Source organism: Streptomyces sp. NPDC041970, assembly GCF_055588985.1.
Genome location: NZ_JBVJCD010000021.1, coordinates 31,444 through 52,537 on the forward strand (window position 1 = coordinate 31,444; position 21,094 = coordinate 52,537).

Here is a 21,094-nt window from a genome sequence, read left to right on the forward strand (position 1 = left end):
AGGAGATGCCTGTCGACCTCTCCCTCCCGGTGCACGGACTCGTCCACTACCGGAAGAGCGAGCACGAGATCGGCGAGCTGGCGGCCTCGGCGGCCGAGCGCTGCTTCCTGGCCGCGGGCGGGGCGCCCGATCTGCTGATCTATGCGAGCGAGGACGACGCACGGGTGCCCGCCTCCGTGGCCGGGATCTCCCTCCGCCTCGGACTGCCGTCCCTCGCGTATCTCGCCGTGTCCGGTCATGACTGCGGCAATCTGGGGCCGGCGCTGCAGGCCGCGGCCGACGCGCTCGAGTCCGGGCGGCATTCGCGGATCATGCTGGTCACCGCCGACCGGGCCCTGCCGGGCGAGCGCGTGATGCGCAACGGCATGTCGGTGTTCAGTGACGGCGCCGCCGCGTGCCTGGTGACGCGCCAGGAGCAGCGGACGGCCGGCGCACGGTTCTCGGTCGCCTCGATCACCACCCGGACGGACTTCCGTGCTGTGCCGCCCGAACAGGCGATGCTGGCCAAGGCCGAACTCGCCGCGGCCTGCGTCGCCGACCTGCTGGGCGGGACGGGCCGCCGTCCCGAGGATTTCCAGCACACGGTCTTCGGCAACTACCGGATCTCCGCGCAGCGCTTCCTCACCGCGGCGATGGGCCTGCCGGCCGGCAGCCTGCTGCTGGGCGACCTCGCGGATCTCGGCCACTGCTCCAGCGACCTTCTGGTCACTCTGCGCCAGCGTGCCGACGACGGGGCGATCGGCGTCGGGAGCCCTGTCCTGGCGGCGGCCATCGGGCCGCACTCGTGGTCGCTGCTCGATGTGGAACTGCTTCACATCTGACCCGACCGCTGTGCCAGGCGCACGGCGTGGGTGATCGGACCGAAGTCGTCGAGTTCGGCGGCGGCGAGCACCACGTGCGTCACTCCGGCGGCCAGGAACTCCCCCAGTGCGTCGGCGACTTCGTCGTGACTGCCGACGAGGAACGGCGCGCTGGCCCGGCCGCTGCGAAAGGCGCCGAGCCAGTAGGTCCCGGAGCTGTCGGGCTCCGTGGGCAGCCCGGTCTCCCGAGAGATCGCCATCCGCGCCAGATCCCGCGACCACACGCTCTGGGAGCGGGTTTTGAGCAGGGTCTCCTGCTGCGCGATCCAGGTCTCGGGAAAACGCCGGTGGGCGATCTCCCACGCCTCGTCACGGCTCTCGCGGCAGATCACCCCGATACGGATCCCGATCTCGCCCTCGTATCCGCCGGCGAGCAACGGGAGCAGTACGTTCTCCCGCCAGTCCGCGAAAGGCTTGGGGTGGGTGACCACGACATCGGCGATGCTCTGGGCGGCCTGCCGTCCCGCGGTCGAGGAGCCCGCGACGAAGATCTTGCACTGCTCCAGCACTTCGGGCCGGGGGGCCAGGGCGAACTTGTCGTAGGTGTAGTAGGTCCCGTGATGGGTGACCTTCTCGCCCGCCAGCAGTCCCCGCAGCACCCGCCCGTACTCATGCAGCCGGTCGTAGCGCTCGTCGTGCGTCAGGTCGTCCCCGATCCTGCGCATCTCGTCGTCCCGCGCACCGGCGACCAGATTGAAGTACACCGGGCGGTCGTACATCATCGCGTACGCGGCGGCGCACGAGGCGGCGGCGTGCGGCGGGGTGCAGGCCGGCTGGACGGCGATGAGCGGGATGAATCCCTCGGTGGCGGATCCCAAGTACGACGCGACCATGAAGGGGTCGACCTCGTGCAGGAACGTCGGGATCAGACCGCCTGTCCACCTCGCCCCCTCGGCGGTGCGGGCCATGTCCGTCAGGCGCTTTCGGTAGCTGTCGCGGAAATCCTCGAATTCCCCGACGGCCTCGGGCAGTACACAGTAGATGTCCACAGCCACCACTTCCTGGATCTCCGGGCTCGGTGTCGAACGTCAGTGCTGGACCGCGGCGGCCCGGGGGGCGTCGAGGCCATCGAGGATCTCCCGGACCGTGGCCGTGTACGTCTGCCCGAACCGCGCGACGGTCTGCGGGCGGTACAACTGGGTGCTGTACTCGAACTCTCCGGCGAGCCGGTCCTCCTGGAACCCGATGTGCAGCGTCAGATCGGCCCGTCGGGTGCGGTCCTCGACGTTCCACCACTCGGAGCGGACACCGCTGAGGTCCAGGGGCGGATTCGGTTCGTTGTGGTAGGTGAACATCACCCGGAACAGCGCCGACGGCAGTCCCGGCCTCCCGTTCGCCCGGGAGGCCGCGACGACGGCCGGCAGCGGCACCCGCTGGTTGACCATCGCTTCCAGCAGCTTGCGTGCGGCACCGCGTACGAGCTCGCGTTCGGTCCGCCCGTCGTTCAGCCGGATCCGCACGGCATGGGCGTTGACGAAGAACCCCATCGCGTCGAAGTCGTCCGTCCCGGTCCTGTTCCCCATCGGGATGCCCAGCACCACATCGTCGGCGGCGGCGGCCCGGCCGACCGCGAGCTGGAGGGCCAGCAGGGTGATCGCGGCCGGCGTCACGCGTTCCCGCCGCGCGGTCGTCGCCACGCGGGCGCTCAGCTCGGCGGACAGCGCCACCGGCAGGCGCGCGCCCGCGCGCGGGGACGCCGACGCCGCGACTCCGTCGTACGGGAGCGTCGCTCCGCCGGTGCAGCCGTCCAACTCGGCGAGCCAGTAGGCGATCTGCCGTTCGGCTCCGCCCTGCTCCAGCCAGCCGCGCTGCTCGGTGACGAAGTCGGCGAACTGCTTCTTGACCGGTTCCAGAGCGGGTGGTTCGCCGGTGAGGTCGGCGCGGTAGAGCTCGCCGACCTCACGCCACAGCACGCCGAACGACCAGCCGTCGAACACCAGATGATGCACCACGGCCAGCACGACCTGATCGTCGTCGGCTGTCCGGAAGAGCGTGAAACGCGAGAGCGGCTCGTCGGTGATCCGGAAGAGCGCCTCCGACTCCGCGAGGAGACTCCGGGCGAGAGCGTCCGGGGCCTCGGACGGCGGGACAGCGCGCAGATCCACCGAACGCAGCGTTGCGCCGCGGTCGGCGACGATCTCCTGACGCAGCCCTTCGGACGTGCGCCGCAGGCGTGTGCGCAGCGCCTCGTGCCGGGCGACGACCTGATCGAACGCGCGGCCCAGCGCATCGACGTCGACAGCGCCACGCAGCCGGTACGCCTGATAGGTGGTGTAGGTGCGGTTGATCTCCGGCAATCGGGAGACCAGCGGGAAGAGCTGTTCCTGGGTGAGAGAGGCGGGGGCCGTTCTGAGAGGCGTCAAGCGTTCCTCGGTCGGCACACTCGACTGGCCCATACGTCGTCCCTTCCATCACGCCGGAACGGGCAGCCCGTTCAGCCGCCGCCACTGGATGCTTCAGCGGCGGAAGGAATGTGTCAAGGAACGCAGCTTTCTCTGAGTACGGCTGGTGTGCGGGCCTTATGCAACACATATGCGCATTCCGCTGCTCCCTGCCGTATCATTCTTTCGGGTTCCACCGGGTGGGGCGAGCCCCTGGGCTCGATGGAGAATTCGGGTCTACACAGCGAGAAGCTCGCCCTGTACTGTCTGGACGCAAAGAATTCCTGATCGCAGAAGGAGATCCCTGTGACCCCCGACCACGAGAGCACGGACCAGGAGAGCTCGACCGAGCCTTCCGCCGACGCGTTTTCCGACGCGACCGGTGAATCCGAGGATGATTTCGAGGAATTCACCCTGGATGACATCGAGGTCATCGAGAGCAAGGTCTTCGGTTAGCCGCCTGGACTGCCGGGTCAATTCTTCAGTGTTTCTAGCGCATCGGGGGGCGAATGACGGCCATGGATCGTCCGCAGAGCATCGGCATCGGAATCCAGTACAACCCTGAGATACTCGACTGGTTCCCGTTCGAGAGTTTGGACGTCGATCTTTTCGAGGTGCTGCTCGACCCCGTCATGGGCCCACTCGACAGCCCCTACGTCTTCCTGCCGGGGGCGCTCGAAAAACTCCTGGAACTGAAACAGCGACGCCCTCTGCTGGCCCACTCGAACTACGGCTGCGACTTCGGGTTCCTCCCGCTGGAGCAGACGCCCGCCGCCCGCCGGCACGTACCGATGACCCAAGCGATCGGCAGCCCGTGGGTTGCCGACCACTGCTTCTACGGTGACAACTCGTGGCTGGACATCTGGAGCAGCCCGCTGCAGTTCTCCCGAGCCGAGGTCGTCCGCGTCGCGGACCGGGCGCGGCGGCTGCAGGACCTGTACGGGGTCCCGCTGGCGCACGAGAACGCGACGTACTACGTCCCGACACCGGGCGCGGACATGCGCGAGGCCGACTTCATGGCCGCCGTGGCCGAGGAAGCGGGCACCTATCTGCACCTCGACCTGCACAACATCTACGCCAACTCGCTGAATCTGCCCGGTTATCGGACCGAGGCGTACCTGGACGCGCTGCCGCTGGACAAGGTGCTCGCAGTCCATCTGGCCGGGGGTAGCTGGCGCGACGGCTTCTACCACGACTGGCACGACAGTCCGGTGCCGGAGCCGGTGTGGGAGATGCTCCAGTGGCTGCTGGAGCGGTCGTCGCCGGCCGCGGTCACGCTGGAGTACCAAGGGCGCTGCCACCACGAGGGGACCCGTGTGCTGGGCGGCGAGTCCGATGTGCGGATGATCGTCGACGATCTCGCACGGGCCCGGAGCATCTGGCAGGCCGCCATGCGCCCCGCCGAGGTCGTGTGATGGACGCGGCGATGGTCTGGCAGGTCTGGCGGCGCATCCTGTGCGAAGCGCCGGTGCGGCAGGCGATGGCCGACGGCCTGCTGGAGGAGAGAGCCGGGGCGTTGCGGCTCAGCCCGGACGAGGTCGCGGTGGCGCGCGAGTACGCCGCCGGTCAGGCCGGTGTGCGGATGTTCGTGGAGAGCTACCGCTTCCGCATGGTGAGTTCGTTCTTCAATGCCCTGGAGACGGCCTCCCCGTTGACCCACCGGGCGCTCCTGGCGAGCGGGGCGGATCTGCGTGCCGTCGCGACGGCGTTCTTCGACGCGCACGCCTGGTCGGACTTCGGACCGTTCGTCTACACCTTCGGCCGGCAGATCCTGGCCCACGTCGAGGCCGACGACACCGCGATGGCCATCGACGGGCTGCGCGAACTCATCGCGCTGGAACGAACGGCGATCGACCTCGTGACGGCCGCCGCCGACGCGACGACACCGACCGGCGGCTCCCCGGACGACGTGAGGACACCGCCGGCCGGCTCCCCGGCCGGAGCCGACGCCGGCCCGCCCCGGTCGGCGGTCACGGCCGACCCGTTGTGGCGGGCCCGTCCCTGGTGCGCGATCCACCGAAGTGACGTCGACCTGTCGCAGTGGCTGCGCGACCCCGGGGCCGTCGGCCGCATCGCGCCGCCGCGCACGCCGCGGATCTACGCCGTCCACCTGCCCTCCCTCACCGCGGACCGACACATCGTCGCGTTGCCGGCACGAGCCGCCCGCGTCCTGCACATCCTGCACGAGGGGCCGCTCAGCGCGGCGGATCTGTCGACGGCACTGGAGAGGGACGGACATCCCCGCGACGCGCGACGCGACCGCGAACTGCTCGGCCGGCTCGCGGCCAAGGGGCTCGTGGACGCGCCTGAGGACAGGACTCACGCCCGTGTTTGAGTTCTTCTGGCTGCGCTCGACCGGTTTCCCCTTCGGCGACCTCACCCGGCTCGCCCTGCCGACGCAGATCACGCTCCCCACGCCCACCGCCGACGACGAGGCGATGTTCCGGCAGCACGTCGTACGGGCCCGGACCGACCTGGCCGCCCTGCTCGCCGGACCCCGCGCCACCGAGGCGCTGCTGCTGTCCAACCCCGACGCCCTGGACCGGCTGGCCACCTTGGGCAAGGACCCGGAGCGGCCGCTGAACTCACGGCAGCGCCAGCGGCTGCGGCTGGGCTGGAGCTATCTGCAGCGGTTCCACACCAAGAACGACACCTGCAGCTTCTTCGGCCCGCTGGCCCTGGGACGGCTCGACCTCGCGTCGCCGGACGCACTGCGGCTGGACCCACTGGACGAGAGCCTCGGCCCACTGCACCGGCGACGGGTCTTCTTCGAGCACTGGGTCGTGGATCGACTCTGCACCGTGCTCAACGAGGGCGGACACCTCAGGCACGTACTGCCCCACCGTCTCCTGCCCAGTTGCGACGCGCTGGGGCGCACCGTGCGCATCCCCCTGGGCAAGCAGATCGCGGTGAGCGCGGAGACCGCGGAGCTGCTGGCGGCCGCCGCCGAGGGCGATCTGGACGCGAAGACCCTCGACGCCGCCACCGACGCGGTCCGCGCGACGGTGGCGCGCCTGGTGTCGGCCGAGTTCGCCCTCCCGCCGGGCGCGCCACAGCCGATGGAACAGATCTCCAAGGTCGTACGCATCGCCGGCCCGGTGCCCGAGACGCGGCCGATACACCAGGCCGCCGAGGCACTTGACGTCATGCGGCGGGACTTCGAAGCAGCCGGGCAGGAGGAACGCCGCGCTCTGCTCGAGGGGATGGGTCGGACTCTTGCTTCGGTCGGCGTCGATACCGACCGCGCCCGGGGCCGCATGTACGTCGGGCGGTTCCCGGTCTACGAGGACTGCGAACGCAATCTGGGCGTCACCATCGGAGCGCCGCTCGCCGCGCGACTGCGCCTTCGGCTCACCCCCCTGATGCGGATCTACCGGCTGGTCGCCGAATGCGCCGCCGCCCGCCTGCACGCGCGGTACGCGGACACCCTGGCGTCCCTGCCGGCCGTGGACGGCCAGGTCGACTTCCCGCTGTTCCTGAGCGCGGTGCGGGGCAGCGGCCACCAGCAGCGCGTGCACGAACCCGTCGTGACCGCCCTCCGGGACGTGCTCCGCTCGGTGTGGGCCGAACTGGCGAAGGACGCCTCCGCCGACGAACTGCGCTTGACCGAGGACGGCTTGGCACGCGTCGAGGCGGCGCTCACCGCCGCGCACCCCGATCACGAACGGTTCGCCGACGTGCTCGGCGTCGGCGTCGTCTCCCCCGACGTGCTGCTGGCGGCCCGCGACGCGGACGCCCTACGGTCCGGCGCCGCCCGGATCGTGATCGGCGAGGTCCACCCCGGTGTGCTGACCGCGCTCCAGCCGGTGGTCCTGCCCTTCTTCGACGAGACCGCACTCACCGAGGCCCGGCGACAGGTGAACGACCTGCTGGCGCCCGGACGGGTCCTGCTGGCGGCGAGCAACGAGTCGTACCAGCGGTCACGGATCGACTGGCCGGTGGTGCCACATCTGTGGGAGGTGACCCTGCCCGGGGCCACCAGCCGCTGCGCCCCCGACCGGCAGATCCCCGTCGGCCGCGGCCGGGTCGTCGTACGCGACGGGCTGATCCGCTTCGTCGACCGCGCGTCCGGCCGTGAGGAGGACATCGTCACGGTGTTCTCGACGGATCTGCACCGGGTGCTGTTCGCCGTGGCCGGCGAGGTCCTCGGAGGCGCGCTGCCGCAGCGTGTCGTCTGGCAGGAGGTCGAGATCAAGCGCCGCTCGTGGTCCTTCGACACCGCCGGGCTGCCCGACGCACCGCAGCCCGCCGAGTGCTTCGCCCACTACGCGGCGTTTGCCGGTTGGGCCCGCGAGCAGGGCCTGCCGCGACACGGCTTCTTCCTCGCGGACACCGAGCCCAAGCCGATGTACCTCGACTGGCTGAACCCGCAGGCCGTGGACACCTTCGCCAAGGCCGTCCGCCAGGCGCGGCACGTCCGGCTGACCGAGATGAGCCCCGGCCCGGACGAACTGTGGCTGGCCGACGACCGCGGACGGTACTGCTCGGAACTACGCCTGTCGTTCGTGGTGTGAGGTGGAACAGATGCCGATGCGCCACCCCGGCGCCCCGTCCGAGCACCCCCGCACGGCCGGGTCGGACCCCGTGGCCGAACCCGAGCCCGCGTCCTGTCCCGACGACACGAGCGCCCTCGGGATGTTCCCGGCCCGCTACCGGATCGGACCGCCCGACACCGACGGACGGTGCGAGGTACGCGATCCGGCGTCGGACCGCCGGTGGATACTCGGCCCGCGGGAGCTGCTTACCGCGCGCCGATTCGACGGCACGCGCAGCTACCGCGACATCGCGGCGGCCGACGCGAGCACCGGCCGTCCCGCGGTCGCTCCGCACGCGGTCCGCCGCTTCGAGGCCCGACTCCTGCGGCTCGGCATCCTGGAACCCGGCGGCGCCGGACGGGCCGCAGGCCTCCAGCGGCGGCTTGTCGCGGTATGGCGCCGGCTGGGCACGATCGAGTTCGCGGGCGGCGACCCGACTCCCCTGCTGGACCGGTGGGGCCGGCTCGTGCGCCGCCTCACCGACCGGGTCTCCGTGTCCGTCGTGACGGCGTACTCCCTGACGGTGCTCGTCCTGCTCTGCACCCGCGCCGGTGACCTGGCCGGCGAGTTGCGTCCCGCCCTGGAACACGGCGGGCTTCTCGGCCTGGCCGCCGCCTTCGCCGCCTCGGCGGTGTTCCACGAGGGCGGACACGCGATCGCGTGCCACCGGTACGCGGTGGGCGTCGAGCGGATGGGCATCGGGCTGCGCTGGTTCGTGCCCTTCGCGTGGACCAGACCCGATCAGGGAGCGTGGCGACGGCTGCCGGGACGGGCCAGGGTCGTGACCGCTGTGGCCGGCCCCCTGGGCAGCCTGCTGTTCGCCGCACTCGGCGGGACACTGTGGTGGGTCGGCCATGACGTCGAGGCGCTGCGGCTGGTCGGACTGTGGACCGTCGTCGCCGGGACCGTGGGCATGGCCCCCACCTTGGTCCCGACCTTCGAGGGCGACGCGTATCTGCTGCTGGAGATGTGGCTGGACAGGCCGAACCTGCGTCAGCGCAGTTTCCAGCACCTGCTCGACGCCGTCACCGGGACGCCCCCGTCCGCCCGCGCCGGCCATGACGCGCCACTGCTCCACGTCGGTTACGCGCTGGCCTCGATCCTGCTGAGCACCGCGGCGACCTTCTGCGTCCTGGCGACGGTGTACTGGTTCGCGATCGCCCCGCTCGGGGGGTGGTGACATGTCCGCACCCGCCTACCACCGGCCGGAGCACTGGGACGACGTGCACCGGGAGCAGGACCACCGCACCCGGGCGCCCGGCGGCACCGGAGCGAGCCGCGCGCTGCACACGTCCGTCGCTTCGGCCGTGGACCGGCATCTGCGGGGCGCCGGGACCGTCCTGGACATCGGCTGCGGCACCGGCGCCCTGCTGGCCGCGATGCCCGCGGGTGTGCGCGGGATCGGGATGGACTTCTCGGCCGAGGCACTCGGCCAGGCGGCAGGCACGGGCGACGGCATCCTTCGCGGCGGCGGCGTGTGGCTGCGCGCCGACGCGGAGCGCATCCCCCTCGGCGCCGCGTCGACCGACGCGGCACTGTGCGTGTCGACCCTCTGGGCGTTCGCCGACCCGCAGCGGGTTCTCGCCGAGACGGCACGGGTGCTCCGTCCCGGAGGCGTCCTGGTGGTCCACCTCTGGGGCGCTCCCGCGGACTGCCGCCTCCTCACCCTCGGCGCCGCCGCGATCGGCCGGGTGGTCCCGTCGTCCCGCCTCTCCGCCGGGGTGACCGGCCCCTTCGCGCTGACGCCCGACCGGGTCGGCGGCTGGCTGCGCGACGCGGGCTTCGGCACCGTCGACTGGCAGCGTCGGCACTGCCGTCGGCCGGTCCCCGACACGGCCGCCTACTGGGCGGAGTTCGCCGACCTGGCGCCGACCGCGTACGCCGCCTACCGGCGCTCCGCCGGGCCCCGGCGAGCCACGATCCAGCGGCTGCTCGGCGGCCTGCTGGAGGAGTCCCGGCAACGGCGGGGCGACGACGGGCTGGGCCTGGCCTGGTGGCTGGGCGTGGCACGGTACCGGTCCCCCCGCACAGCCCCCGCGAGAGACGAGGCCCGAGTGTGACCGAGCAGACACCGTCCGACCGCCCGCCGGAGGCGGAGGCACGGACAGGGAGGGACTCCTCCAGCCGGCTCAGCATGACCGTGATGTGCCACCCGCGGCGCGCGCGGGAGGCCGGACGGCTGGCGGAGCGGCTGGGCAACGGCACCCGCCAGGTATTCGACCCGGAGCCTGATGCGGCGCCCAGCGCCCTGCGCACCGCGGCCCGCGCCTGGGCGGCCTGCGACGGCACGAGCACCCACCACGCGGTCGTCCAGGACGACATCGAACCGACGGCGAATCTGTGGCCGCTCATGGTGAGCGCCATCGACGAGCATCCGGCGGCGGTGCTCACCTTCTACGTCAACTCCACAAGCTGGAACGGCGCGTCGGCGCGGGCGGCGGTACTGGCCGGCCACACCTGGGTGCCACCGGTCCCCGGCGAGTACTTTCCGACGCTCGCGACCGTCATGCCCTGCGCGATCGCCCACGATTTCGCGGAGCTGGCCACGGACCATCTGGCGCAGCAGGAGACCGACGACGACGAGGTGCTGGCCGACTTCCTGGCCGACCGCCAGGTGCCGGCCCTGCTCCGCGCCCAGAATCTCGTCGAGCACCGGGACCTGCCGAGCCTGTCGGGCTGGGACGCCGACCCCCGGCGCCCCGACATGTTCGGCGGGGTGCGGCGTTCCGTGTGCTTCCAGTCGCACACCCAGGCGCCCCTCGTGCGGTCCGTGCTCCGCTCCCCTCCGGCCTGGGCGCAGTTCAACCAACGCCGAGCGCTGCTGCGTATGCCGTCCAGGCTGGGGCGAGCCCGCTGGCAGACGCAGACCCGGGTGGCCCAGCTCCAGGTCCTCGGCCTGTCCGCCGACCGGCTCCAGCGCCTGTCGGACGTCTGGTTCGAGCAGATGCCGGCGCTGCCCGAGCGGCGCGGAGCCGTCCGGCTGCTGGTCCGGGAGCTGTACCTGGCCGGCTACGGCCTGGGCTGGGTGGTGGCCGGGGTCCGGGCGGATCAGGCCGACCCGCCCGGCCGCTCACCGGCCAACAGCGCGGCGATGGCCACCCTCGTCGAGTCGGGCCTGGCCAAGGAGGCGGCCGTCGTGCGGTGGCGCGAGCACTGGGAGGTGCTGACGGAGATCGCCTGGGTCGCCTTCCACACGGGATATCGCGCGGCCGGGACGCGGGGGCGGGTCGCGGCGCTGGAGAGGAGCACACGATGACGGTGTCACCGGCGGGGACGCCGACGACGAGGACCGACGGCGTTACGGGGAGAAGTTGATACTCACAGGACCGGAGATAAGCCGAGCCCACCACGACGGTCGGGTCAGGATCTGTCCCTACAGCCCCGAGCAGGTCAACCCGAACAGCTACAACATCCGGCTGGGCGAGACCCTCATGACGTACGTCGACGAGGTCATCGACGCCTACGCCCCGAACCCGACGACGTCCGTGCGGATCGGCCCCGAGGGATACGTGCTCCAGCCGGGGCAGTTGTACCTGGGCCACACCATGGAGCACGTGGGTTCCGACAGTTACGTGCCGCTGCTGTTCGGCCGCTCCTCGGTCGGCAGACTGGGCCTGTTCGTGGAGATCACCGCGCCGATCGGCGACATCGGGTTCCACGGGCAGTGGACGCTGATGCTCTCGGCGGTCCTGCCCCTGCGGGTCTACCCCGGGATGAAGATCGGGCAGATCATGTTCTTCGTCTCCCGTGGCGAGGTCGAGCTCTACCAGGGCAAGTACCAGGCCGCGTCGGGACCTCAGGAGTCGCGCTACTGGCACGACCGGGTCGGTGTCTCGTGATCCTCACCGGGCCGGCCATCGCGGCGGCCGTGCGGGCGGGCGAGATCGTCATCGAGCCGTTCGAGGCGGACCGGGTCTCGCCGAACGCCTACGACTGGCGTCTGGGCGACCGGATCCGCTGGCACGACGGCCCGCTCGACGCGGCGGTGTCCACGCCCTTCACCGAAGCGACCATTCCCGCCCAGGGGTTGGTGCTGCAGCCGCACCGGCTGTATCTGGGCGTCACGCACGAGCGAACGCACTCCGACCACTACGCCCAGATGATCAACGGTGATCACGCGATCGGCGCGCTGGGCGTCTGGGTGCACGTGTCGGCTCCGCTGGGCCATGTCGGCCACGCCATCCGCTGGACGCTGGAGATCCGGGTGGCCCGACCGGTGCGCGTCTACCCCCGCATGACCTTCGGCAAGATCATCTTCCTGGCGACGCAGGGACCGCTGCTGAGCTACCAGGAGGTGGGCCGCAAGTACACCGTGACCGGCGGTATCGGCATCTCCCGTCTGCACGAGGAGTTCGAGTGACCACGCTCACCGGCATCGACCTCCCCGCCGGCAGCCCGGGCGGCAGCATGGAACTCCTGCGGGACCTGTACCTGGCGCCGGACCGGCCGCTCGACGCCGAGGTCTTCCTGCTCTCCGGACCGGCCGACGACGAGCAGCCCGCAGAGCCGGGCGCCGCACGCCCGGCTCTGCTGTCCGTGCCGGGCAAACAGGTGTCGGGGCCCGGCTTCTGGTCGTACGTGGCCGAGCTCGCCCGAGCGCTGCGGCGGCGCTTCGCACCGGGTGACCACGGAGTGGTCCATCTGCAGCACCTCGCCTTCGGGGCCACCCCCGCCCTGCTGCGGGCCTTCCCCGACCACCCGCACATCGCCCTGGTGCACGGCACCGACCTGATCTTCGCGGCCGACCACGCCACGCAGGCCGAGGTACTGCGCGAGACGGTGCGCCGGGCCGCGGCCGTGGTCGTCCCCACCACGGCCATGGCCGCGGCCCTGCGTTCGCTGGCGGACGTCGACGCGCGACGCGTCGTGCACATCCCCTGGGGCGTACCCGACCGGCTGCTCTCCGCTCCCCCGCCGCGGCCCGCGCACGACGGCGCACCGCTGCGGCTGCTCTACGCGGGACGGCTCAGCGCGGAGAAGGGGCCGGCCGAGGCCGTGGCAGAGCTGACGAGGATCCCCGGGGTGTCGCTCAGCATCGCCGCCCCGGCCGCGGAGTACCGGAAGCTGGCCGGGCGGATGGACCTCAGTGGGGTGCGGTATCTCGGTTGGCTGACGCGCCCCCGGCTGTGGCAGGTCTTCGGCGAACACGACGCCCTGGTGATGCCGTCCAACCGGCTGGAGGCGTTCGGGCTGGTCGCCGTCGAGGCCCAGGCGTGCGGGCTCCCCGTGCTGCACACGCCGGTGCCCGGGCTCGCCGAGGTCCTGGGGGACTCCGCTCTGGCAGTGGACTTCGGCGCCGACCCGCGCCTGGTGACGGCCGTGGTGAGCGGACTGCGGGACGACGCCGGCGCCCTCGCCGACCTGCGCCGCTCCGGGCACCGCAACGCCGCGCGTTTCCCGCTGTCCCGTACGGCGAACGACCTACGGGCACTGTCCGCGGAGTTGGCGCGGTGACGGCCCTGGTGACACCTCCGGGAGCCGGCCCTCCCGGGGCGCCGGACGGCTGCGTGTTCTGCGCCATCGTCCACCGCGCACTGCCGGCGGAGATCGTGTTCGAGGACGACAGGACGCTCGCCTTCCTCGACAACACCGCCGTGATGGAGGGCCACACCCTGGTCGTCCCCAAGCGCCACGCCGAGGACCTGTGGGCGGTGAGCGAGTCGGACGCCGCCGCGGTGATGCGCACCGCGCACCGGATGGCACGCCTGGTCAAGGACGTCTTCGCGCCCGACGGCCTGACCCTGTTCCAGGCGAACAGGGACGCCGGCTGGCAGGACGTGTTCCACCTGCATCTGCATGTGGTCCCCCGGCGCGACGGCGACCATCTGCACCGCCCGTGGAGTGCCACCCGGGCCGACCCCGCACGACTCGCGGCCACCCGCCTCGCTATGGACCTCAGGAGATCAACGTGACCCCACCGGTGGAACCGCTTGCCCCCGCCCCGCCCCGGCCCGTACCGGGCGTCGAGCTGTTCAGCGCGCGGTTCGAAGGCGTTGTGGCGCGACTGCGGGCGCAGATCGACGAACTGGCCGGGGACGAGCCCTTCGTCACCCTCGGCGCACCACCGGTCATCGCACGCGAGACCGTGGAACGAAGCGGCTTCGTCAGGGAGTTCCCCCACCTGCTCGGCTCCGTGCACCGCTACGCGGGCACGGCGGACGAGTGGCGGACACTGCGTCCGCAGGCCCGGCCCGACGGCCGGTGGCACGACCGCCAGGAGATCACCGATGTGGTGCTCACCCCCGCCGCCTGCTACCACGTCTACCCGCGGCTGACCGGAGCGGATGTCACCGAGCCGCTGCGGTTCGGCGTGGAGGCGTACTGCTACCGCGACGAGGCGACGAGCGAGGTGGGTCGGCTCCGCTCGTTCCGGATGAAGGAGCTGGTCTACGTCGGCTCGCCCGAGGGCTGTGCGGAGTGGCGCGACCAGTGGCGCGGGCGGATCGCGGACTGGCTGACCGGGCTGGGGCTGGACGTGCGCACCGAGCTGGCCAATGACCCGTTCTTCGGCCCGGGCGCCCGGCTGATGCGGGCCAGTCAGGTGCAGCAGGCGCTCAAGTGGGAGTTCATCGCCGGTGTGGCTCCTGGGCTGCGGCAGGCGATCGCCTCCGCCAACTGCCACAAGGAGCACTTCGGGGAGGCATTCGGTGTCACCCTGGCCGGCGGTGACCCGGCGCACACCGCCTGCGTGGCGTTCGGGCTGGAGCGGATCGCGCTGGCGCTGATGCACGCGGGTGTCGCCTGAGCGGTCCCCACATCGCGGCCGAAAGCCCGTTCACCTCCATGGGCCGGGGTGAACGGGCTTTCGGGTTCCTTCGCTGCCCCCGACGCGCGGGGCGGCGCCGTCAGCCGAAGTAGTCCTCCGCTGCCCCCTCCCGCACGGTGTCCAGGGTGAAGCAGTGCAGACCGCCGCCGAAGATGCGCCGGTGCCGGTGCCGGACGGGCACGACGGTGAAGCCGTTCTTCTCCATCAGGCGGATGAGCTCCGGGCACGCCTCGTTGATCATCACGGTGTCCGGGCTGATCGACAGGATGTTCAGGTCGATGTACGGGCTGGTGAGGATCAGGTCGTCGTTGTCGTACTCGGGGAAGTTGTTGGTCGCCGGCTCGGGAGCGAAGATCATGTCCCAGGAGCGCAGCGGCTCGGGAAGCGCTTCGGCCACCTGCGGCGTGCGGACCAGCAGGAGTCCGGGGCGCAGTGCCAGGACCATGCTGTCGATGTGCCCGTCAGCCAGCTTGTGCACCCGGTGGATCCTGATCCGCCCCTCCAGGTGGCGCTCCAGCCAGTCGCACGCCAGAGCGTGGTTGGCCGTCGCGATGTTCACCAGCAGGTCCTTGCCGAACCGGACGCACTGGGCCCCGTCGAACATCATCTCGAAGCCGACGTCGTACGCGGAGGGCTTCGGATCGGGGACGAACTCGACCGGGCCGCCCTTGACGTAGGAGGGGTCGAAGGAGTCGTCGGTCATCAGCGGGCGCGGCATCACGGTCCACCGTGCGCCCTGCCGGAAGTAGTCGGCGAAGACGGGGGTGAGGAACTGCGTCTCGAAGTACCGCGACCTGACCTGGGGCGGCGTTTCGATGATCTCGTCGCCGAGGATCAGGGTGTTGTCCCGGATGTTGAGCGGCGGCACCACCGCGGCCGGCCACGCGGGCGTCCGCACCTCCATCGACTGCTCCAGGTCCAGCGGCCGGTGCACCACGATCCCGAGCGACCGCATGGTCTCCGCGATGCCCTCGACGTCCTTGTTCAGCTCCTCCACGTACCGCTGCTTGATCGGTGAGCTGCCCGACGCGCCCTTGGCGGCGGACTCGGCGCCCGGCGCCGTGTGATGGGGGTAGTACATACGGTCGTAGAACGACGTCTGGGTCGCCACCTGATCGTAGAAGAAGAGCTCGAACGACAACTCCCGTTCATGGGAGGTGTAATTGACGGCGGAACCCAGAATTATTTCCTTGAGCGGAGACCATTCGTCATAGCTGTTCAGGCGCATAGCGTGTCCTCTCATGACGAGCCGCATCCGCGGCTCGCACCGCGCAGACGACGGCGATGGGGTATGCGCATCGTACGAAACGCCCGCATATGAGCCGCATACCGCGACGGCCGGCCGGTCGTCCGGCACGCCCGCGGGTGTCAGCGCATTGCGGCCGAGGAGGCGGCACGGACGATCTCGTACGTCTCCGGAACGAGGAGGTCTTCGCGACCGCGGGCGGCGTCGACGACGAGACGCCGCAATTCCGTCTCGTCGTGGCCGAAGGATCCGTCCACGACCAGTCGGCACGCCAACCCCTCCGCCGTACGCTGCGGGGGGAGAGACGGAAATTCCGCGCTTCTCACGCCGGGTATCGAGGTGAGGACGGCGCGCAGGGCCTCCGGGCGGATCCAATGCCCTTGCACCGGCTGCCATTCCGGGCCACGCGCCAGAGGGGCGATGCTCCATCGGGGCGGAGTGTCGTCACCCGATTCCGCTGCCCCGAGGGCTTCCTCCACGAGAATCCCCTCCATTCCGCGCAGGATGTCCGGGATCAGGTCGGTCGGAATGTAGGTGCCGTCGGTCAGCAGGCTCATCCGCAGGCAGTCCTCGGCCTGGGTGACCTCCACGAAGAACTTGACGTCGACCCGTTCCTGGGAGAACTGGTGTGCGATCTCCGTCCGCTCGCACAGTGCGCGCATCGCGTCGGCGTTTCGCGGTTCGGGCAGCGCCGTCCGCGGACCGTCGAAGCGGGCGTCGTTGAGCGCCACGCGCGGATCGCCGTCGTGGCCGTGCCGCGCGGCGTACTCCTCCAGCGCGGCGGAGAGTTCGCCGGGATGGTAGCGCGAGCGCGAGTAGGTGCGGAGCGAGGCGGGCCAGGCACGCCGGATCACCGCCGCGAAGCTGCCGTGGGTGTCCAGAGCCAGGACACCGTCCTGGACCAGCGGGGCGATGTGGTTGCGCGACCGCTCATCCATCCGATTGCCCACCACCACCTTGAAGACCACGCGCCGGTTGCCGCTGAGCCGGGCCACCGTGACCGCGGTGAGCGCGACGACGATGGTGGAGGTCGAGACGTTCATCCGCCGTGAAAGACGGTGCAGGGCAACTGCCGCGGCTACGGAGCGCATCTCGAAGCAGTGGAAGTCCTCGGCCCCGGTGGAGGGGTGGCGGACGTTGAACATCTGCTGCGGAGCCTCGGCGATCACGCTCAGCCAGCGCTCGACCGCTGCCCCGCTGGCCGCGGCGCCCTCGGTGCGCTCCCAGCGGGCCTGATCGAGCGGATGCCAGACCGGACCACGGGCAGGGCTGTGATCGCCGCCGGTCAGGAACATCCGCAGTTCCTCGCGGAACGCCCGCAGCGCGGTGCCGTCGATGGTGAAATGGCTGATGACGGCGCACAGGCGCCGCGGCTGCCCCTCCCGGCAGAAGACCGTCCAGCGCACGGGGAACTCGGTCTCCGGGTCGAAGTTGTGCCGCGCGTCCGGGATCTCCCCGGACTGCGTGTCCGCGTCGGTCCGCGGACCGTCGATCAGCCCGACCTGGATCCGGCCGCGGGCGTGGACCCGCTGCCACGGTTCGGCGGAGGCGTCCGCGCCGGCGGGGCGCCCGATCGTGGTGCGCAGCCCCTCGTGCGCCTGCACCATCAACCGGACCGCGTCAAGCACGGCGTCGAGGGAGGTGCCGGGCGCGACGTCGACGGTCACGGTCTCGTTGTACGAGTACGCCTCGTCGGCCAGCCAGGTCAGCTCTCGCAGAATCGCCAACTGCCCCCAGGTGAGGGGCCCCTGGCGCGGGCCGCCGACGGAGAACCGCACGGTGCGGGTGGTCGTCTCCGGCATGAGCGTGCCTTTCGTCTCACGAGGGGCGGCCGTCACGCGCCGGCCCCGCGGCCGGAGTCGATCGAGGCTGCCACGGGTGGCGCCGAGACGCTGAGGCGCTCGGCGCGCCGGATCGCGCGGTTCGCGTGGTGCAGATCGTCCTCGGCCGCGGGTTCGTCGAGGATCAAGGTGGTGACCCCCAGGTCGAGATAGCGGCGCAGCAGTTCCGCCACCTCCTCGTAACTTCCCACCAGGTAGGGGCAGAAGGTCTTGTAGGTCCTGAAGGGGTACAGCCAGTACGCGTCGCGCGGGGTCGACGAGCGGCGCGCGTCATCGGAGAGGCCGCGGTGCCAGTGGGACTGGACCATGCGCGCCGAGATGTCGTGGACCCGCTCACCGCGGGGGTCCGGTGGGAACCGTTCGTGGGCCAGCCGCCAGGCGGCCTCGGCGGAGTCGCGGGCGATGACGCCCATCCGGATGCCGGTGCCGGCGAGCGCGGCGGGGTCGTCGTACTCCTCGATCCACCGGGGGTAGGCGAGCCGGGTCGCGGACAGGCGCCCGGCGGCGGCCACACAGGCCGGGGAGGACCCCGCGACGAAGACTCGGGGGTCGAGCGCGTCGTCTCCCGGCAGGTCCAGGGCGGCCTGCCGGAGTTCGTAGTACGCGCCGTCATGGCTGACCGGCCGGTCCGATGTGAGCAGCGCCCGGACGATCTCGCCGTACTCGACCAGGCGGTCGTAGCGGGCGTCGTGGTCGAGCTCGGACGCCAGGGACGTCAGGTGGCCCGCGTAGCCGCCGGTCACCAGGTTGAGGTCGACGCTCCGGCCGTGCACGTAGTCGATCGACCGGATCATCCGGGCCACGGTGAACGGATGCATGTACACCGGCTGGACCGCGACGAGCGGGACGAGCCGTTCGGTGCGATCGAGGACGAACTGGGCGGCGGCCCAGGGATCGACGAGCCTGTTGTCCGTGTACACCAGCAGCCCGCGGCATCCGGCGTCCTCGGTCCAGCGCGCGACATCACGAATCGCGACGCGGAATTGCGCCGCCGTGCGGTCGGTGGAGCCCGGACAGGTCGAGTAGACGGTAACCACTGCACACCTTCCTTTGCCGACGGTTCGCTGTCGTCATTCCGGAGTTTCTCCCTCCCCTCCGGTCAGCGGGATCCGAGACCGACGGCGGCATTCGCACCAGGGTTGCCCCGCATCGGCGGAGTGACCCACGAGAAACCGTCGAGCGGGCACTCCCCGGCCAGGATGGCCTGGTGGAGACGGCGGAGGTCCAGGGTCGGTTCGATACCGAGATCACGGACGAAGCGCCGGTGGGCGGTGCGGAACGCCTCCAACGCCTCGCCGCGCCGATGGGAGCGGTAGAGAGCGAGCATCAGCATTCCCCACAGTTCCTCGCACAGCGGGTAGTTCGCGAGCATCGGGCGGATCTCCGCTATCGCCTTGTGGTATTCACCGAGGCGCAGGCGGGTCTGCAGCAGGAGAAGGGCTGCGGAGAGCCGTAGTTCGTCCCAGTAGAGGACGTCCACTTCGAGCTCGGGGGCGAGTGCGGCGCCCTGGCACATCGGCCCCTTCCAGAGGCTGACCGCCTGCTGGAGATTGGCCTGTGCCGTATGGACGTCACCCGCTTCCAGGGCCTCGCGGCCAAGGGTGGCAAGGTCGTCGAAAATGGTCAGGTCGAGTTCGTCGCGGCCCAGTTCGAGGAGATATCCGCCGCCCGGCGCGGAGCGCAGTCGCGGCTCGTCCTCGGGGGCGGCCTTCTGCAGGTACGTCCGCAGCCGCGACGCGTACTGGCGGAGATTGGCGTCCGCGGAGGGGGGACGCGTTCCGGGCCACAGCAGCGTGACGAGGGAAGTCGAGTCGACGGCCTGGTTCGCGCGCAGCAGCAGCGCGGCGAACAGGGTGGTCGTCATCCCCTTGGGCGACATCGTGCGACGGTTGCCGCTGTCCACTCCGGGTGGACCGATCAGTCGGAAATGCACGGACACCCCCCGAATCCGGCTGCGGCGTGGTACCGCGCTTGCGGCAGGCGCGGACTCACCGGCCGGCGTCGATCGCTCATACGGCGTGGTCTCCTTCGGGAAAGAGGCTTTCGAGGACGGCGGCGACACCGTCCTCATCGTGGTGGCCGATCACGTGGTCGACAGCGGACAGCACGGCCGGGTGCGCGTTGGACACTCCGTAGGAGGCGCCGGCCCAGGCGAGCATCGGCAGGTCGTTCGGCATGTCACCGAAGGCCGCCACGTCAGCGGGCCCGACGCCCCGGCGTCGCGCCAGGCGGGCGAGGGCGGACGCCTTGTCCACTCCGGCGGCGCTGACCTCGACCAGCCGCTGGCCGTTGGAGTGGTAGACGGTGACCAGGTCGCCCAGCACCGGCTTTGCCGCGGTCAGCAGCTCGTCGGCGGACAGGTGGGGATGGCGGCCCAGGAGTTTGTGGCCGGGCCGGCCGAACAGCACGTCGTCGGAGCGCCGTCGGATCGCCACGTCTCCGTCCCAGTGGTCCGGCACGTAATGCGGGTCCCCGGCCAGTTCGTCGGCGTACTCGACGGCCAGTCCGATCCCGGGGAACAGGTCCCGGAGCAGCTTGGCGGCCTGACGCAGGACGTCGGCGCCGATCGGGTGCTCCTCGACGACGCGCCCGGTGCGCAGGTCGTGGATGAGGGCTCCGTTGGAGCAGATCGCGGTGCCGAAGGCGCCGAAGGCTCTGACGATCCCGGCCAGTTGGCCCGGTGGCCTGCCGGTCACGAAGACGAACTGGGCGCCGGCCCGCTCGACCCGCGCGAACGCGGCGACCGTCCGGGGGGAGATCGTCCCGTCGCTGCGGATGATCGTGCCGTCCAGATCGGTGGCGATCAACTGAGGGGGCTTGGAGGTCATGGCAGGCCGTACCCTTCGAGGTCCCCGGATGCGGGTCGTGTCGAGCGGCGTGAGCTGGCGCTGTGCGTGGGAGGGATGCTTGACCAACTGTTGGGAAACTTTCCGAACGATCCAGATGATCTTCGGTTCCCCGCCACACGGTGTCAAGGGATCGTCCCGGTCGACGGACACGGCCCGGCAGCGGAACGACGATCTCCGCGAACGGCGGCCACAGAGCCTTCGGCGACATTGTCGCGACATACCGGCCGGGGCGTGCACGGGGCGTCCGCATTACGGTCGGGCCGATGCGCCGGCATAGCGTTCAAGGAGCCATCGAACCGTGTGACGCGCGAACGGAACAGACCAACTCCCACAAGGCGCCGGGAGTCGCGAAGCTGCTCAACTGCAGAAGATCCTCGGGAATGGAGATGCCGTATGCGGTCTCGACGGTGATGAGCAGCTCCACCGCCGCAAGCGAATCCAGCCCGAACAGCGCGGTGTTGAGGTCGGGGCTCAACTCCTTCTCGGAGGGGAGGAGGGGCAGCGCTTGCCGGAGAATCTGCTCGAACGGCGCATCCCAAGGTATATCCATATCCCGCTCCAAGGATTGTGAGGGAATTGGACACCGCCGGAGCGGCGTCACCGAACACCGCTTCCC

21 protein-coding genes are annotated in these 21,094 nt (G+C 70.9%); 13 read left to right on the plus strand and 8 right to left on the minus strand.

The window, feature by feature from the left end:
- The first annotated feature begins 5 nt into the window (after nucleotides 1-5).
- Nucleotides 6-821 carry a beta-ketoacyl-[acyl-carrier-protein] synthase family protein gene (locus tag ACZ6EJ_RS13380; RefSeq protein WP_469266943.1) on the plus strand — a complete coding sequence of 272 codons (816 nt, stop codon included), beginning with the start codon at nucleotides 6-8 and terminating at the stop codon, nucleotides 819-821.
- Here ACZ6EJ_RS13380 and ACZ6EJ_RS13385 read toward each other — a convergent pair.
- Together ACZ6EJ_RS13385 and ACZ6EJ_RS13390 are read right to left on the minus strand one after the other, a co-directional pair.
- Complete coding sequence (locus tag ACZ6EJ_RS13385) at nucleotides 812-1,849, minus strand: LLM class flavin-dependent oxidoreductase (protein ID WP_469266944.1); 1,038 nt, start codon at nucleotides 1,847-1,849, stop codon at nucleotides 812-814. The genes ACZ6EJ_RS13380 and ACZ6EJ_RS13385 overlap by 10 nt on opposite strands.
- A 39-nt stretch (nucleotides 1,850-1,888) precedes the next feature.
- Nucleotides 1,889-3,223 carry a condensation domain-containing protein gene (locus ACZ6EJ_RS13390; protein ID WP_469266946.1) on the minus strand — a complete coding sequence of 445 codons (1,335 nt, stop codon included), beginning with the start codon at nucleotides 3,221-3,223 and terminating at the stop codon, nucleotides 1,889-1,891.
- Nucleotides 3,224-3,547: 324 nt separating this feature from the next.
- On the opposite strand from ACZ6EJ_RS13390, the gene ACZ6EJ_RS13395 reads away from it, so the two are divergent.
- From ACZ6EJ_RS13395 to ACZ6EJ_RS13450, 12 genes are all read left to right on the plus strand, one after another.
- The gene (locus ACZ6EJ_RS13395; protein ID WP_469266947.1) at nucleotides 3,548-3,697 is read left to right on the plus strand and encodes a hypothetical protein; all 150 of its coding nucleotides are present in this window, start codon (nucleotides 3,548-3,550) and stop codon (nucleotides 3,695-3,697) included.
- Between the two features lie 62 nt (nucleotides 3,698-3,759).
- Nucleotides 3,760-4,656 carry an MbnB/TglH/ChrH family RiPP precursor modification enzyme gene (locus tag ACZ6EJ_RS13400; RefSeq protein ID WP_469266949.1) on the plus strand — a complete coding sequence of 299 codons (897 nt, stop codon included), beginning with the start codon at nucleotides 3,760-3,762 and terminating at the stop codon, nucleotides 4,654-4,656.
- Entirely contained in the window at nucleotides 4,656-5,576 is a 921-nt protein-coding gene (locus ACZ6EJ_RS13405; protein WP_469266950.1) for a hypothetical protein, read from the plus strand. Before ACZ6EJ_RS13400 ends, ACZ6EJ_RS13405 begins: the two co-directional genes overlap by 1 nt.
- The gene (locus tag ACZ6EJ_RS13410) at nucleotides 5,569-7,755 is read left to right on the plus strand and encodes a hypothetical protein (RefSeq protein ID WP_469266951.1); all 2,187 of its coding nucleotides are present in this window, start codon (nucleotides 5,569-5,571) and stop codon (nucleotides 7,753-7,755) included. The genes ACZ6EJ_RS13405 and ACZ6EJ_RS13410 overlap by 8 nt, the downstream gene beginning before the upstream one ends.
- A 10-nt stretch (nucleotides 7,756-7,765) precedes the next feature.
- A complete protein-coding gene (locus tag ACZ6EJ_RS13415; RefSeq protein WP_469266953.1) occupies nucleotides 7,766-8,956 on the plus strand; it encodes a M50 family metallopeptidase in 1,191 nt (396 codons plus the stop codon).
- 1 nt (nucleotide 8,957) lies between these two features.
- Nucleotides 8,958-9,836, plus strand: a complete 879-nt coding sequence (locus ACZ6EJ_RS13420) for a class I SAM-dependent methyltransferase (protein ID WP_469266955.1) — start codon at nucleotides 8,958-8,960, stop codon at nucleotides 9,834-9,836.
- Complete coding sequence (locus tag ACZ6EJ_RS13425) at nucleotides 9,833-11,032, plus strand: hypothetical protein (protein WP_469266956.1); 1,200 nt, start codon at nucleotides 9,833-9,835, stop codon at nucleotides 11,030-11,032. The genes ACZ6EJ_RS13420 and ACZ6EJ_RS13425 overlap by 4 nt, the downstream gene beginning before the upstream one ends.
- Nucleotides 11,033-11,087: 55 nt before the next feature.
- The gene (gene dcd, locus ACZ6EJ_RS13430) at nucleotides 11,088-11,615 is read left to right on the plus strand and encodes a dCTP deaminase (RefSeq protein ID WP_469266958.1); all 528 of its coding nucleotides are present in this window, start codon (nucleotides 11,088-11,090) and stop codon (nucleotides 11,613-11,615) included.
- Nucleotides 11,612-12,136 (plus strand): dCTP deaminase, encoded by a 525-nt coding sequence (locus tag ACZ6EJ_RS13435; RefSeq protein WP_469266959.1) that lies wholly within the window; start codon nucleotides 11,612-11,614, stop codon nucleotides 12,134-12,136. Before dcd ends, ACZ6EJ_RS13435 begins: the two co-directional genes overlap by 4 nt.
- A 47-nt stretch (nucleotides 12,137-12,183) precedes the next feature.
- Nucleotides 12,184-13,230 carry a glycosyltransferase family 4 protein gene (locus ACZ6EJ_RS13440; RefSeq protein ID WP_469267022.1) on the plus strand — a complete coding sequence of 349 codons (1,047 nt, stop codon included), beginning with the start codon at nucleotides 12,184-12,186 and terminating at the stop codon, nucleotides 13,228-13,230.
- A 53-nt stretch (nucleotides 13,231-13,283) separates the two neighbouring features.
- On the plus strand, nucleotides 13,284-13,688 hold the full coding sequence (locus tag ACZ6EJ_RS13445) for an HIT family protein (RefSeq protein ID WP_469266961.1): 405 nt from the start codon (nucleotides 13,284-13,286) through the stop codon (nucleotides 13,686-13,688).
- A complete protein-coding gene (locus ACZ6EJ_RS13450; RefSeq protein WP_469266962.1) occupies nucleotides 13,685-14,521 on the plus strand; it encodes a class-II aminoacyl-tRNA synthetase family protein in 837 nt (278 codons plus the stop codon). The genes ACZ6EJ_RS13445 and ACZ6EJ_RS13450 overlap by 4 nt, the downstream gene beginning before the upstream one ends.
- Before the next feature lie 100 nt (nucleotides 14,522-14,621).
- Here the strand turns inward: ACZ6EJ_RS13450 and ACZ6EJ_RS13455 are convergent, their stop codons facing one another.
- From ACZ6EJ_RS13455 to ACZ6EJ_RS13480, 6 genes are all read right to left on the minus strand, one after another.
- A complete protein-coding gene (locus tag ACZ6EJ_RS13455) occupies nucleotides 14,622-15,770 on the minus strand; it encodes a glycine amidinotransferase (protein WP_469266963.1) in 1,149 nt (382 codons plus the stop codon).
- Nucleotides 15,771-15,910: 140 nt separating this feature from the next.
- Entirely contained in the window at nucleotides 15,911-17,590 is a 1,680-nt protein-coding gene (locus ACZ6EJ_RS13460) for a condensation domain-containing protein (protein WP_469266965.1), read from the minus strand.
- A 32-nt stretch (nucleotides 17,591-17,622) separates the two neighbouring features.
- On the minus strand, nucleotides 17,623-18,666 hold the full coding sequence (locus tag ACZ6EJ_RS13465; protein WP_469266967.1) for an LLM class flavin-dependent oxidoreductase: 1,044 nt from the start codon (nucleotides 18,664-18,666) through the stop codon (nucleotides 17,623-17,625).
- Nucleotides 18,667-18,728: 62 nt separating this feature from the next.
- Nucleotides 18,729-19,493 carry an AfsR/SARP family transcriptional regulator gene (locus ACZ6EJ_RS13470; protein ID WP_469266968.1) on the minus strand — a complete coding sequence of 255 codons (765 nt, stop codon included), beginning with the start codon at nucleotides 19,491-19,493 and terminating at the stop codon, nucleotides 18,729-18,731.
- Between the two features lie 145 nt (nucleotides 19,494-19,638).
- Nucleotides 19,639-20,457, minus strand: coding sequence for an HAD family hydrolase (locus ACZ6EJ_RS13475; RefSeq protein ID WP_469266970.1), 819 nt, complete (start codon nucleotides 20,455-20,457; stop codon nucleotides 19,639-19,641).
- A gap of 301 nt (nucleotides 20,458-20,758) precedes the next feature.
- The gene (locus tag ACZ6EJ_RS13480) at nucleotides 20,759-21,028 is read right to left on the minus strand and encodes an acyl carrier protein (RefSeq protein ID WP_469266972.1); all 270 of its coding nucleotides are present in this window, start codon (nucleotides 21,026-21,028) and stop codon (nucleotides 20,759-20,761) included.
- Between the last annotated feature and the right edge of the window lie 66 nt (nucleotides 21,029-21,094).

Coding starts and splice junctions, on each gene's coding strand:
- ACZ6EJ_RS13380 (WP_469266943.1), top strand. CDS start 6: ATGCCTGTCGACCTCTCCCTCCCGGTGCACGGACTCGTCCACTACCGG.
- ACZ6EJ_RS13400 (WP_469266949.1), top strand. CDS start 3,760: ATGGATCGTCCGCAGAGCATCGGCATCGGAATCCAGTACAACCCTGAG.
- ACZ6EJ_RS13405 (WP_469266950.1), top strand. CDS start 4,656: ATGGACGCGGCGATGGTCTGGCAGGTCTGGCGGCGCATCCTGTGCGAA.
- ACZ6EJ_RS13415 (WP_469266953.1), top strand. CDS start 7,766: ATGCCGATGCGCCACCCCGGCGCCCCGTCCGAGCACCCCCGCACGGCC.
- ACZ6EJ_RS13420 (WP_469266955.1), top strand. CDS start 8,958: ATGTCCGCACCCGCCTACCACCGGCCGGAGCACTGGGACGACGTGCAC.
- ACZ6EJ_RS13440 (WP_469267022.1), top strand. CDS start 12,184: ATGGAACTCCTGCGGGACCTGTACCTGGCGCCGGACCGGCCGCTCGAC.
- ACZ6EJ_RS13455 (WP_469266963.1), bottom strand. CDS start 15,770: ATGCGCCTGAACAGCTATGACGAATGGTCTCCGCTCAAGGAAATAATT.
- ACZ6EJ_RS13460 (WP_469266965.1), bottom strand. CDS start 17,590: ATGCCGGAGACGACCACCCGCACCGTGCGGTTCTCCGTCGGCGGCCCG.
- ACZ6EJ_RS13470 (WP_469266968.1), bottom strand. CDS start 19,493: ATGACGACCACCCTGTTCGCCGCGCTGCTGCTGCGCGCGAACCAGGCC.
- ACZ6EJ_RS13475 (WP_469266970.1), bottom strand. CDS start 20,457: ATGACCTCCAAGCCCCCTCAGTTGATCGCCACCGATCTGGACGGCACG.
- ACZ6EJ_RS13480 (WP_469266972.1), bottom strand. CDS start 21,028: ATGGATATACCTTGGGATGCGCCGTTCGAGCAGATTCTCCGGCAAGCG.